The sequence below is a fragment of the Parapontixanthobacter aurantiacus genome (assembly GCF_009827635.1).
GTDB classification, from domain to species: domain Bacteria; phylum Pseudomonadota; class Alphaproteobacteria; order Sphingomonadales; family Sphingomonadaceae; genus Parapontixanthobacter; species Parapontixanthobacter aurantiacus.
Genome location: NZ_WTYW01000001.1, coordinates 475,043 through 486,927 on the forward strand (window position 1 = coordinate 475,043; position 11,885 = coordinate 486,927).

The following is an 11,885-nucleotide window of genomic DNA, read 5'->3' on the forward strand; positions in this document are numbered from 1 at the left end:
TCAGTGACCGGTATGAACGTTAGCGGGAAGGGCGGGGTCGCCTTCGTGGGCAGCGACGGTCTCGCTGCGCCGTTCGAGCAGCACCTTGATCATCGCGAGCAGCGGATCGGCGAGGAACAGCCCGAGGATACCGAATAGCAGTCCCATTATCAGCTGCATCCCGAGAACTAGTGCCGGCGCGAGATCGACGGTCTTGCGCGCGATGTAGGGGATGACGATGTAGCCATCGAAAGACTGGACGAAGATGTAGACGAAGATCGTGTAGAGGCCCATCTCCACTCCGCCGGAGAAACCAACCAGCACCATCAGCACGCCCGATACGAAGGCGCCGATATTCGGGACGAAGGCCAGCAGGCCGGTAAGAATGGCGAGCAAAGCCGCCATCGGCACTCCGTACCAGGCCAGCAGAATGTAGGTGAAGACGCCCTCGACGAACATTCCGATAAGGCGGCCTGCCATCAGGCGGCGCATCGTATAGGCCATGCGGTCGGCGGTAACGTGGAATTCGTCGCGTTTGGCGCGCGGTAGCATCCAGGCAACGCCCCGCTCGTAAAGCTTGGGTTCCATGGCGACATAGATGCCGATGATGAGGATGAGAACGACGGTCGTAACTACTCCGAACGCTCCGCCGATCATCATCGTGACCGTCTCGACGCCCGACATGATCGCGCCCGTCATGTCTTGCAATTGTGCCTGATCGACCGCGAAACCGCGACTCCTCAGCCATTCGAGCAGCAATTGCCCCTGCCGCATCAGAACTTCGGGGAAAAGCGCGGCTTCCTGCGAGATCTGTTGTCCGGCGAATGTCACCAGCCAGTAGAGGAAAGCGATCGCGAGGAGCAGGACGATCCCGACGCGCCAGCGCCGACCGATCGGCAACACGCGGTCTAGGAGGCGCGCCCCGCCGTCCAGCATGGCTGCAAAAACCATTGCACCGAACAGGACGAGCAGCGCGCTCGAAACGTAGATCGCCAGAACGATCAGCCCGACGACCGCCGCCCAGACGAGCGCCCGTGCGGCTTCGTAGCGCAGTTCAGGATTGGCGATGCGGGTCGGACTACGCCGTTCGTCCGTGTCCTTGTCGGTCGGTGTCTTGGCCAATTAACGGCTCGCCGCGCGCGTTTCCGTAGGCCGCGTCTCGACTTGCGTTGGCCTTAGCGTCGTCCAAGCACGATCCGGTCGCAGCGAAGTGAACCAACTGATCGGATTGAGGTTGGTCGTCCCGTCGAGCGAGAAGGTGATGAATTCGGCCCGGCCACCGATATTTTCCAGCGGGATAGGGCCGCCTAGGCCGCCACCGACCGCGGAAAGCGGGGCGCGGCTATCCGCCGAATGATCGCGGTTGTCGCCCATCACGAACACGCTGCCTTCGGGAACGGTGATTGGTCCGAAATTGTCGAGCCCTTGGTCCTGCAAATGGTCGATCACCAGATACGTCGCCCCGTTCGGTAGCGTCTCGCGCAGTACCGGCATCTCGCAAACCAGTTCGCCCGTCTCCAGACGTTTGCGCATACCAGGATATTGCATCGGATCGCAGGGCGAATTGAGATCGACCGGCAGGCGGATCGGCGGCTCGACGCTTTGCTCGATGGTTTCGCCATTCAGCACGATCTGGCCGTTCTCAACAGCAATCGTGTCTCCGGGCAAAGCGACGACGCGCTTGATGTAGTCCTCGTCGCGCTCGGGATGGGTCGGTATGACGATATCGCCATATTCGGGCGTCGAAGCGAACAGGTGCCAGTCGCTGCGCGGCGCGAGGTGGAAGGAAATCGAGGCCCAGCTCCAGCCGTAAGGATATTTGCTGACGATCAGGCGGTCGCCCGTCATGAGCGAAGGCAGCATCGACTCGCTGGGAATATAGAACGGTTTGGCAATGAAGCTGTGAAAGCCCAGCACAGCGAGAAGCATCAAGGCAAGGCCGCGCAATTCGACCCACCAGTTGATGCTTTCCGGTTCGCCAGTCCCGTGGTCGGTGTCGCTCTTGGCGTCTTTGTTGGCGCGCTTTTCTGTCACTGATGGATTGCCGGTAACCATGCTGTCTTATCGTTTCGGATACGCTTCGATGATCACAAAGGCCTGCGCCCATGGATGATCGTCGGTGAGGGTAAGATGAATGGCAACCTCATGGCCCTGCGGCGTCAATTCCGCAAGCCGCTTTGCAGCGCCGCCTTCCAGCGCGAGCGTGGGGGCACCCGACGGTGCATTCACGACGCCGATGTCCTTCATGAACACGCCGCGTTTGAACCCGGTGCCCACGGCTTTCGAGAAGGCTTCCTTCGCGGCGAATCGCTTCGCATAGGTGCCGGCAATGGTGAAGGGGCGGCGGCGGGCCTTGGCCCGCTCGATCTCGGTGAATACGCGCATCTCGAACCGTTCGCCGAAGCGGTCGAGAGAGTTCTGGATTCGCTCGATATTGCACAGGTCGGAGCCGAGACCGATAATCATACGACACGCGACATGATGGCGACGAACAGTACGAGGACAATGTAGTGCAGTGCGATCTGCGTCGTGAAGAGAGGATGGGCAACGTCGCCTTTCGCCATCTTGAGCGTCGAATAATAGCCGAATACCTGAAGTATCGGCCACGCGATGCCGAAGCCCAGCAAGACGCCTGAATTGATCGCGTAGCCCGCTACACCGAGACTAATGAGAAACGGCAGCGCCGCGGCGAAGAACAGCACTTTCTGCTTCAGGGTCAGGGGATCCGCCACTAGCGCGCGTCGTCCATCAATTCGCGCATTCGCCGCACGGCTTCCTCCAGACCGACGAACACCGCTTCCCCAACGAGGTAATGCCCGATATTGAGTTCGGCAAGTTGCGGAATGGCGGCGATCGGCTGCACGTTCTCGTAGGTAAGGCCATGACCCGCATGGGGTTCGATCCCGTTCTTCACGGCAAGCGCAGCCATGTCACTGATGCGTTTGAGTTCGCGTTCGACCCGCTCGCCATCTCCGTCGAGACAGGCATGGGCATATTCCCCCGTATGAAACTCGACGACCGGTACGCCAAGCCGGATCGCGGCATCGAGCTGTGCCTCGTTCGCTTCGATGAACAACGAAACGCGAATGCTCGCCTCTCTCAGTCGATCGACCAGCGGCACGAGCGAATTGTGAAGACCGGCGGCATCGAGGCCGCCCTCGGTCGTGCGCTCCTCGCGCTTTTCGGGGACGATGCAGGCGGCATGGGGCTTATGCGCGAGCGCAATCGCGAGCATCTCTTCGGTCGCAGCCATTTCGAGATTCAGCGGCAAGTCGGTCGCCTGCTGGATGCGCTTCAAGTCGTCATCGCGAATATGCCTGCGATCCTCGCGAAGATGCGCCGTGATCCCGTCGCCGCCGACGCTTGCGACGATCTGGGCCGCCCGCACCGGATCGGGATGGTCGCCGCCTCGCGCATTTCGGATGGTCGCGACATGGTCGATATTGACGCCGAGGCGGAGACGATCGCTCATCGGCATGCGGCAGCTTCAAGGAGGTCGAGGGTAAATGCGTCGCCGGTCCAGACCTCGCCGAAATTGAAGTCGGCTTCGGAGCGATTGGTGAACGCGATGATGACCATGTCCTGATCCGGCAGGATGATGTTGCGCGCCTGCGTTCCCATTCCGGCGCCCCGCCGCTCGATGATCCGCAAGGGTCTTTCGCACCCGGCAACGGGCGCTTCATACGCCCATTGTCCCAGCGCCGCGAAACCATAGCGTCCATCGCCGAGCCACATTCTTTCGCGCAAGTCGCTCGGAATAAGGCTGCCGCTCATGAGCGCGCGAGAGAACTTCAGAAGGTCATGCGCCGTTCCGTAATTCGCCGCCGCAGCAGACGCTGCCCCCAGACGCAGCTTGCGTTCCGGCTCGCCGTTCTCGTAGCCTTCGACGCCGATGGCGGCGTCCCTGGCGAGACCGGCATTCGTCATGCCGAGAGGGGTCAATATCTTCTCGTCCAGAATTTCCGCATAGGGTTTGCCATAAATAGCTTCGAGGATGGCCGCGACCATGACGTAGTCGCAATCGCCGTAGCGAAAGGTTTCACCCGGCTCGACTTCGGTCGGCCCTTCGCAAAAGGACACACCCGTTTCTTCGCTGTCAGGCGCCACAATATAGAAGCGGGGATAGCCGTTATCCGCAAACGGTCCGTCATCCGCGTGGCGAAGGCCCGAGAGATGCTGCATCAGCTGCGCCGTGGTGAGGCGGTCGGCGAAAGGCTGCCGCGTATCGGGGAGGTAGCGCGCGATCGGCGCGTCGATATCCAGCCTGCCTTCCGCGACGGCCATCATCGCAATCGTTGCGGCAATCTGCTTCGAGATCGAGTGCCAGCGCCAGACTTGGCCGAGTTCGTGCGGCGCGTCGCCATCGGGCGCGACAGTCCCGAAGGCGCGCTCAAAGAGGATCTCGTCGCCCCGTGCAACCAGAAGCGTCCCGTCGAAACCGGCTTCCTCGGCAGCAACCGTCAATCCGTCCCGGTCTATCTCGTGAGCCGGGGAGGGCGCCGAAATGGCCGCGAAGAGCAGTGCGAGGGCCGCGAACCGCTTCACTTCCGGCTGCCCGGTTTCGTTACTGAAATCGCGGCGAGTTCCTCTGGCACTTCATCCTCGGCGTAGCTTGGAAAATCGATGCCCAACAGAGCGTAGAACGGCACGCCGAGATCGACGGAACCCGAAGTGCGATCGATCAGCGCGCATTCGGCGATGACCTCGCCGCCGGCCTCATGCGCTGCGGCGATGGCCTCGCGGCTGGACAGTCCCGTCGTGACGACGTCCTCCACCATCAGCAGCTTTTCGCCGGGTTCGATCCGAAACCCGCGGCGCAATTCGAACGTGCCGCTCGGGCGTTCGAGGAAGATCGCATCTTTCCCGAGAGCGCGGCCCATCTCGTGACCGATGATGAGACCTCCCATGGCGGGAGAAACGACCTTGTCGATCTGCTGGCGGAGGTCTTCAGGTAATTTTTCTGCGAGTGCCTCGGCCAGCCGGGCGGCGCGCGCCGGGTTCATCAGGACGCGGGCGCATTGCAGATAATGGCCGCTGTGCCGCCCGCTCGACAGCTTGAAGTGCCCTTCGAGCAGAGCCTCGCTTGCGCGAAACTCTTCGATCACCTCATCGTCGGTCATTGCGGCAGATTGCTCCCCTGTGCCCGGTCGGATAATTCGGTATCCAATTGAAACCCTTGCAACCCCGGTTGCGGATTTTTCTCCTAGAACCGCTTGAGGCGCGGGGCAAGCGACGGTATAGGCCGCGCGGTAAATCCAGATATAAGCTACGAACAGATTGCGGCCTCGTGCCGCAGATGTTCGAATTTTACGGGTCTTTCGCACCCGTTGCACGATCAGATGGGAAGTTTCGGGTACATGAAATCGGGTAAGATTCTCGCGAGCATGATGGCAGCGACCCTGCTGGCCACCGCCCCCTACGCGGCGTCGGCGCAGGCCGATATCGAGCCGCAGCAGACGCAGCCGCTGGCACCGGAGGCCCAAACCCCGACCAATGACACCTCGCCGCTCGTCGGTGCAGGAGAGCGCGGCGACGCCGCCGAAGGCAGCGATGCCAGCGGCTATACGCCGCTCGGTCCGGAATGGATCAAGGGTCAGCCCGAAGCGGGTGCTTTCGGCTTTCAGGAGCAATATTCTGAAGACGGCGAGTACGCTTTGTGGATGCACAACGCGATTTTGCTGCCGATTATAACTATTATCAGTCTGTTCGTGCTGGCCCTGCTTCTTTGGGTCATCGTGCGCTACAACAAGAAGTCCAATCCGACCCCTTCGCGCACGACGCATAATACGCTGATCGAGGTTGTCTGGACGGTCGTCCCGGCGCTTATCCTGCTAGTGATTGCAGTGCCGTCGATCCGTCTGCTCGCAAGCCAGTACGAGACGCCGCCCGAAGACGCGATTACGGTCAAGGCGACGGGTTATCAGTGGTACTGGACCTACAGCTTCCCCGATCACGGCGAGTTCGAAATCATTTCGAACATGATGCCGGAGGACGAAGCACGGGCGAAGGGTTTTCCCGCACAGCTCGAGGCGGATAACCGCCTGGTCCTGCCGGTCGGCGTGCCGATCCGCCTGCAGACGACGGCCGCTGACGTGATCCACTCCTTCGCGGTACCGTCGCTCTGGTTCAAGCTCGACGCCGTTCCCGGACGCCTCAACGAACGCATGCTCACGATCGAGGAGCCGGGCATCTATTACGGGCAATGTTCCGAGCTATGCGGCGCGCGCCATGCCTATATGCCGATTGCAGTCGAGGCCCTGCCGTTCGAGCAGTGGCAGCAATGGGTCCTTGCGCAGGGCGGCACGCTCGGCGGAGAGGAAGCAACCGAAGAAGACGCGGCAGTTGAAGTTGGCCCGAGCGCCGACGATATTGAGACGACCGACACGATCGAAGAAGCAATCGACGACGATCTGGAGACGGGCACGGCCGGAGCTTAATCGCTTCGGTCCGAGCGTGTTCAGAGAAATTATCGTAAGAAGAGACAGAGAAAATGGCTACCACCGCTGAAGGTTATCAGGCTCATAGCGAAGACCACGCCCACGGCGCCCATGATCACGCCGATCACAAGCCGGGCTTCTTCGCGCGCTGGTTCATGTCGACGAACCACAAAGACATCGGCACGATGTACCTGATCTTCTCGATCATCGCCGGCGTCGTCGGCGGTGCGATTTCGGGGATTATGCGCGCCGAGCTGGCTGCCGAAGGTATCCAGTATCTCGGCTTCTGGGTCGATCTTCTGGGCGGAGAGGCTTCCGTCAACGCCAACCTTCACATGTGGAACGTGTTCATCACGGCGCACGGCCTCATCATGGTCTTCTTCATGGTGATGCCGGCGATGATCGGCGGCTTCGGCAACTGGTTCGTGCCGCTGATGATCGGCGCACCGGATATGGCGTTTCCGCGCATGAACAACATCTCCTTCTGGCTCACCGTAGCCGGTTTTTTCAGCCTTCTGTTCTCCATGTTCGTGCCCGGTGGAACCGGCATGGGCGCGGGTACGGGCTGGACGGTCTATGCACCGCTATCAACCGATGTTGGATCGCCCGGACCGGCAGTCGATTTCGCGATCTTCTCGCTTCACCTCGCAGGTGCGGGCTCGATCCTCGGTGCGACGAACTTCATCACGACGATCTTCAACATGCGTGCTCCTGGCATGACGCTGCACAAGATGCCGCTGTTCGTATGGTCGGTTCTGGTAACGGCGTTCCTGTTGTTGCTCGCCCTGCCGGTGCTGGCTGCGGCTATCACGATGCTGCTGACTGACCGTAACTTCGGCACGACGTTCTTCAACGCGTCGGGCGGTGGCGATCCCATCCTCTATCAGCACCTCTTCTGGTTCTTCGGTCACCCCGAAGTCTACATCATGATCCTGCCGGGCTTCGGCATGATCAGCCAGATCGTCGCGACGTTCAGCCGCAAGCCCGTTTTCGGCTATCTCGGCATGGCCTACGCCATGGTCGCGATCGGCGTGGTCGGCTTCGTCGTGTGGGCGCACCACATGTACACCGTCGGTCTCGACGTGAACACGAAGATGTACTTCACGGCGGCGACCATGGTCATCGCGGTTCCGACCGGTGTGAAGATCTTCAGCTGGATCGCAACGATGTGGGGCGGAAGCCTGCAGTTCAAGTCGCCCATGGTCTGGGCGCTGGGCTTCATCTTCCTCTTCACGGTCGGCGGCGTGACCGGCGTCGTTCTCGCCAATGGCGGCATCGACGACAATCTGCACGACACCTACTACGTCGTTGCGCACTTTCATTACGTTCTGTCGATGGGTGCCGTCTTCTCGATGTTCGCAGGCTGGTATTACTGGTTCCCGAAGATCAGTGGCCGCTGGCACAGCGAGTTCCTTGCGCACGTCCACTTCTGGGTGTTCTTCATCGGCGTGAACATCGTGTTCTTCCCGATGCACTTCCTCGGAATGCAGGGTATGCCGCGACGTTATCCCGACTTCGCTGCCGCCTATGCGCAGTGGAACCACGTGGCGAGCCTCGGCTACATCATCGTGGCGGCATCGGTCGTAATCTTCTTCGTGAACATCATCTACGCCTTCGTCGCCGGTCGCCGTGCCGAAGCGAATTACTGGGGCGAAGGTGCGACGACGCTCGAATGGACCTTGTCGAGCCCGCCGCCCTACCACCAGTTCGAAACGTTGCCGGTGATCGAGGATCATCACGACTATCACAACCACATGCCGGTCAGCGACAAGCCGGCAACCGCATAAGGTCAGGCAGGAGCGGAACATCCGCCCTGCCGAACCTTCTGTTACACTTGGGGGGCGCGGCGCAAGCTGCGCCCCTTTGCAAAAGGACCGCACAACCGGGTTTCCTTGATGACGAGCATCACGAAACAGACGCTACCGGCAGAATGGCGCGACTTCTTCGCGCTGACGAAGCCGCGCGTGATGACGCTGGTCATCTTCACCGGGATCTGCGGCTTGCTTGCGGCACCGGGAAACCTTCACCCGGTCCTCGCCTTTACCGCCATCCTATGCATTGCACTGGGCGCAGGCGGGGCGGCGGCGCTCAACCAGTGGTGGGAAGCCGATCTCGATGCTGGCATGAAACGCACTGCGAAACGCCCACTGCCGGGTGGCCGGATGCGCCGCGAGGATGCCCGGGATTTCGGCATTCTGCTGAGCGTTGCCTCCGTCGTCACCATGGGTCTGGCGATTGGCTGGCTGGCTGCCGCTATCCTCGCAGTTTCGATCGTCTATTACGCGGTTGTATATACGATCTGGCTGAAGCCGCGCACCCCGCAGAACATCGTGATCGGCGGCGGTGCAGGAGCGTTTCCGCCCCTTATCGGCTGGATCGCGGTGACGGGCGAAGTGACGGCCATGCCGGTACTGCTGTTCGCGATTATCTTCTTCTGGACGCCGCCGCATTTCTGGGCCCTCGCGCTGTTCGTCCAGTCCGATTATGCGAAGGTGGGCATTCCGATGATGCCCGTCGTTCGCGGTGAGCGTTCGACGCGCCGCCAGATCCTCGGTTACGCGCTGTTGCTGGTTCCGATCGCGATTTCGCCGTGGCTGATCGGCGGTACGGGGGCAATCTACGGGGTGAGCGCGCTCCTGCTGTCGCTCACTTTCGTCGCCCTTTCGATTCCGGTCGCATTTCGCGAAGCGGTCGAGGGCGATCGCATGACGCCGGAAAAGCGCCTATTCGCATTCAGCATCATCTATCTTTTCGCGCTGTTCGGCCTGCTCGTATTCGACCGGGTCGCAGCCTATCAACACTGGCCATTGCCGGGAGTGACATCATGACGCCCGAAGAGGAAAAGGAATTCAAGCAGCGGCAGAAGAGCCGTAACTGGGTAATCGGCGGGATCCTGCTGTTCTTCGTCGTGCTGTTCTACGCCATCACCATCGCAAGGATGGGAGACTAGGATGATGGATCCCAATGTTCGAACCGGTCTGTTCGCGGCGCTGCTCGCTGCGGCGATGCTCGGACTGGGTTACGCTGCGGTGCCGCTTTACGACATGTTCTGCCGCGTGACGGGTTTCGGCGGAACGACGCAGCGGGCGAGCGAAGCCGATGCCGACATGGCAGCGCGGCTCGCCGCATCCGCGGGAGCCCGGACCATTTCGATCCGCTTCGACGGCAGCGTGGCGCGCGACATTCCGTGGCGCTTTCGCCCCGAGCGTTCCACCGAAACGGTTCAGATCGGCGAGCGGGACATGGCGTTCTACGTCGCCGAGAACGAGAGCAGCATCCCGATAACCGGCACGGCGAGCTTCAATGTCGAGCCCGAATATACGGGTAAATACTTCAATAAAATTCAGTGCTTCTGCTTCACGGAACAGACGTTGCAGCCGGGCGAAACGGTCCGGATGCCCGTTCTGTTCTACGTCGATCCGGCAATTCTCGAGGATGAGAACGCGAAGGATGTCGAGCAGATCACGCTAAGCTATACCTTCCACAGGACAGACGACGCTTCGGAAGAAAGCGCGGGTTCCTAAGCCCCTTTACCGCACGCTATCGCCCCTTTAAGGGCGTCAGGGAAATACCAACAGGACGCAACTCATGGCCGGCAACGTCAATCACCAATACCACATCCTGCCACCCGACATCTGGCCGCTGGTCGGCTCGATCTCAGCACTGACCTTCACCAGCGGCATAGTCATGTACATGCATCCCGAGGAGTTCCCCTCGCACTGGCTGGTTCTGGGCCTCGGCATTGCGGGACTGATCGCGACGTTCTTCGCTTGGTTCTCGAATATCGTGAAAGAAGCGCAGGCCGGCGACCACACGCCTGTCGTCCAGTTGCACATGCGCTACGGGATGATCCTGTTCATCGCATCGGAAGTCATGTTCTTCGTCGGCTGGTTCTGGAGTTGGTTCGACTTCTCACTGTTCCCGAGCGAATTGAGCGAAGTGATCGGGGGTACGTTCCCGCCTGTCGCCATCGAGTCGGTCATCAATCCGTTCGAATTGCCACTGCTCAACACGCTGATCCTGCTTTGCTCTGGCACGACCGTAACCTGGGCGCACCATTCGCTCATTCACGGCGATCGCGAAGGACTGAAGAAGGGCCTCTGGGCGACCGTCCTGCTCGGCGCGCTGTTCACGACCATCCAGGTTTACGAATATGCCCATGCGCCGTTCGAATTCGGCGGCAACACCTACAGTTCCGCCTTTTACATGGCGACTGGCTTTCACGGGTTCCACGTGCTGGTCGGCACGATCTTCCTGATCGTCTGCCTCGTGCGCACCTATAAGGGCCACTTCACACCGCGCCAGCATTTCGGTTTCGAGGCAGCAGCCTGGTACTGGCATTTCGTCGACGTCGTCTGGCTGTTCCTGTTCATCGTCGTTTACGTCTGGGGCAGCGCGGGCGTTGCATATCATTGATGCAACCGGGCGATAACACGCCGAAAGACAAGGGGCAGCCTTCGATCGTGGAGGCTGCCCTTTTCGGTTGCTGTCCGCATTGCGGAGCGCGTACCCTGTTCGTGGGACCGGTTAAGTTCGCATCGCGATGCCGGGTCTGCGGCCTCGATTACGATCGCTTCAATGTCGGTGACGGGCCTGCCGCCTTCCTTACGCTCGTCATCGGAGCCGTGCTGGTCGGGCTAGCCCTGTGGCTCGATGCCGCCGTCCGCCCGCCCTTCTGGGTCCATGCAGTGATCTGGATACCCCTGACCACCGTCAGCGTTCTTGCCGGCCTTCGCGTAGCGAAGACCTTGCTGCTCTTCAGCGAGTTTCGCAACAGCGCGGGCGAAGCACGCAGTGAGGCGCGCGATGATGCTGAAGGTGACGCAACGAAATGACGCGCAACGTGCCGATCGTCCCGACAATCGTCGTTGTCACCGCTTGCGCCATCATGGTTGCGCTCGGTTTCTGGCAACTCGGTCGGAAAGGCGAAAAGGAAGCGCTCATCGCGCGATACGAAGCGGCGCTGGAAAGCGGCGAACCCCAACCTTTTCCTGCAGAAGACGGCGGTGCGATAAACGAGGCCGACCTGTTCCATCCGACAGCTTTCGAGTGCGTGGAAGTCCTGTCGCGTCGCTCCGGTGCGGGCCGCAACGAACAGGGGCAATCTGGCTTCGCCCATGTTGCACGCTGTTCGACGGCGCCCGGTCCGGTTGACGTCAGGCTGGGCTGGTCGCGCGAACCCTCTTACGACGCATGGGCTGGAGGGCTGGTCGCCGGGCTCATTGTTCCGGGTGGAGAGGATGGCGCACAGGTCCAGCTTCGCGAACCGCCAGAGGGATTGCAGCCGCTGGCACGGCCCGACCCGGCGGACTTGCCGAACAATCACCTTGCCTATGCCGGGCAGTGGTTCTTCTTCGCTTTGACGGCCCTCGTGATCTACATACTCGCGCTTAAACGGCGCAACAGGTCAGATTGACGAGCGCAAAGCCCCTCTCGCTTGCCGCGCGAGTTCGAGGGCGCTAACCGCCG

15 protein-coding genes are annotated in these 11,885 nt (G+C 61.0%); 8 read left to right on the forward strand and 7 right to left on the reverse strand.

Translation table 11 applies throughout. The features are described 5' to 3' along the window. From GRI38_RS02255 to pyrE, 7 genes are read right to left on the reverse strand one after another with little or no spacing between them, the layout of a single operon-like run. A complete protein-coding gene (locus GRI38_RS02255; RefSeq protein ID WP_160681361.1) occupies positions 1-1,101 on the reverse strand; it encodes an AI-2E family transporter in 1,101 nt (366 codons plus the stop codon). Next, positions 1,102-2,034 (reverse strand): signal peptidase I, encoded by a 933-nt coding sequence (gene lepB, locus GRI38_RS02260; RefSeq protein WP_160681362.1) that lies wholly within the window; start codon positions 2,032-2,034, stop codon positions 1,102-1,104. It lies immediately after the preceding gene. 6 nt (positions 2,035-2,040) lie between these two features. Further along, positions 2,041-2,445: a holo-ACP synthase gene (acpS, locus tag GRI38_RS02265; protein WP_160681363.1), complete on the reverse strand. Its 405-nt coding sequence runs from the start codon at positions 2,443-2,445 to the stop codon at positions 2,041-2,043. Further along, on the reverse strand, positions 2,442-2,711 hold the full coding sequence (locus tag GRI38_RS02270; protein WP_160681364.1) for a pyridoxal phosphate biosynthetic protein: 270 nt from the start codon (positions 2,709-2,711) through the stop codon (positions 2,442-2,444). The genes acpS and GRI38_RS02270 overlap by 4 nt, the downstream gene beginning before the upstream one ends. Beyond that, positions 2,711-3,451 (reverse strand): pyridoxine 5'-phosphate synthase, encoded by a 741-nt coding sequence (locus GRI38_RS02275; RefSeq protein ID WP_160681365.1) that lies wholly within the window; start codon positions 3,449-3,451, stop codon positions 2,711-2,713. The genes GRI38_RS02270 and GRI38_RS02275 overlap by 1 nt, the downstream gene beginning before the upstream one ends. Next, a complete protein-coding gene (locus tag GRI38_RS02280; RefSeq protein ID WP_160681366.1) occupies positions 3,448-4,524 on the reverse strand; it encodes a serine hydrolase in 1,077 nt (358 codons plus the stop codon). The genes GRI38_RS02275 and GRI38_RS02280 overlap by 4 nt, the downstream gene beginning before the upstream one ends. Next, positions 4,521-5,099, reverse strand: a complete 579-nt coding sequence (pyrE, locus tag GRI38_RS02285; RefSeq protein ID WP_160681367.1) for an orotate phosphoribosyltransferase — start codon at positions 5,097-5,099, stop codon at positions 4,521-4,523. Before pyrE ends, GRI38_RS02280 begins: the two co-directional genes overlap by 4 nt. Positions 5,100-5,336: 237 nt before the next feature. Between pyrE and coxB the strand changes: the two genes are divergently transcribed. The 8 genes from coxB to GRI38_RS02320 all read left to right on the forward strand — a co-directional run bounded on the left by coxB (position 5,337) and on the right by GRI38_RS02320 (position 11,832). Continuing rightward, positions 5,337-6,416 (forward strand): cytochrome c oxidase subunit II, encoded by a 1,080-nt coding sequence (gene coxB, locus GRI38_RS02290; protein ID WP_160681368.1) that lies wholly within the window; start codon positions 5,337-5,339, stop codon positions 6,414-6,416. Between the two features lie 53 nt (positions 6,417-6,469). Beyond that, positions 6,470-8,203, forward strand: a complete 1,734-nt coding sequence (gene ctaD / locus GRI38_RS02295; RefSeq protein WP_160681369.1) for a cytochrome c oxidase subunit I — start codon at positions 6,470-6,472, stop codon at positions 8,201-8,203. A 108-nt stretch (positions 8,204-8,311) separates the two neighbouring features. Continuing rightward, entirely contained in the window at positions 8,312-9,244 is a 933-nt protein-coding gene (locus tag GRI38_RS02300; protein WP_160681370.1) for a heme o synthase, read from the forward strand. Beyond that, on the forward strand, positions 9,241-9,366 hold the full coding sequence (locus GRI38_RS14205) for a hypothetical protein (protein WP_272916419.1): 126 nt from the start codon (positions 9,241-9,243) through the stop codon (positions 9,364-9,366). The genes GRI38_RS02300 and GRI38_RS14205 overlap by 4 nt, the downstream gene beginning before the upstream one ends. A gap of 1 nt (position 9,367) precedes the next feature. Further along, on the forward strand, positions 9,368-9,940 hold the full coding sequence (locus GRI38_RS02305; RefSeq protein WP_160681371.1) for a cytochrome c oxidase assembly protein: 573 nt from the start codon (positions 9,368-9,370) through the stop codon (positions 9,938-9,940). A gap of 64 nt (positions 9,941-10,004) precedes the next feature. Next, positions 10,005-10,832, forward strand: a complete 828-nt coding sequence (locus GRI38_RS02310; protein ID WP_160681372.1) for a cytochrome c oxidase subunit 3 — start codon at positions 10,005-10,007, stop codon at positions 10,830-10,832. After that, positions 10,832-11,251, forward strand: coding sequence for a DUF983 domain-containing protein (locus GRI38_RS02315; RefSeq protein ID WP_160681373.1), 420 nt, complete (start codon positions 10,832-10,834; stop codon positions 11,249-11,251). Before GRI38_RS02310 ends, GRI38_RS02315 begins: the two co-directional genes overlap by 1 nt. Continuing rightward, positions 11,248-11,832 (forward strand): SURF1 family cytochrome oxidase biogenesis protein, encoded by a 585-nt coding sequence (locus tag GRI38_RS02320; RefSeq protein WP_160681374.1) that lies wholly within the window; start codon positions 11,248-11,250, stop codon positions 11,830-11,832. The genes GRI38_RS02315 and GRI38_RS02320 overlap by 4 nt, the downstream gene beginning before the upstream one ends. Positions 11,833-11,885: the final 53 nt, after the last annotated feature.

Excerpts from the sequence above, each read along its gene's own strand:
- lepB (WP_160681362.1), bottom strand. The coding sequence starts at position 2,034 with ATGGTTACCGGCAATCCATCAGTGACAGAAAAGCGCGCCAACAAAGAC.
- acpS (WP_160681363.1), bottom strand. The coding sequence starts at position 2,445 with ATGATTATCGGTCTCGGCTCCGACCTGTGCAATATCGAGCGAATCCAG.
- GRI38_RS02275 (WP_160681365.1), bottom strand. The coding sequence starts at position 3,451 with ATGAGCGATCGTCTCCGCCTCGGCGTCAATATCGACCATGTCGCGACC.
- pyrE (WP_160681367.1), bottom strand. The coding sequence starts at position 5,099 with ATGACCGACGATGAGGTGATCGAAGAGTTTCGCGCAAGCGAGGCTCTG.
- coxB (WP_160681368.1), top strand. The coding sequence starts at position 5,337 with ATGAAATCGGGTAAGATTCTCGCGAGCATGATGGCAGCGACCCTGCTG.
- ctaD (WP_160681369.1), top strand. The coding sequence starts at position 6,470 with ATGGCTACCACCGCTGAAGGTTATCAGGCTCATAGCGAAGACCACGCC.
- GRI38_RS02300 (WP_160681370.1), top strand. The coding sequence starts at position 8,312 with ATGACGAGCATCACGAAACAGACGCTACCGGCAGAATGGCGCGACTTC.
- GRI38_RS14205 (WP_272916419.1), top strand. The coding sequence starts at position 9,241 with ATGACGCCCGAAGAGGAAAAGGAATTCAAGCAGCGGCAGAAGAGCCGT.
- GRI38_RS02305 (WP_160681371.1), top strand. The coding sequence starts at position 9,368 with ATGATGGATCCCAATGTTCGAACCGGTCTGTTCGCGGCGCTGCTCGCT.
- GRI38_RS02310 (WP_160681372.1), top strand. The coding sequence starts at position 10,005 with ATGGCCGGCAACGTCAATCACCAATACCACATCCTGCCACCCGACATC.
- GRI38_RS02315 (WP_160681373.1), top strand. The coding sequence starts at position 10,832 with ATGCAACCGGGCGATAACACGCCGAAAGACAAGGGGCAGCCTTCGATC.
- GRI38_RS02320 (WP_160681374.1), top strand. The coding sequence starts at position 11,248 with ATGACGCGCAACGTGCCGATCGTCCCGACAATCGTCGTTGTCACCGCT.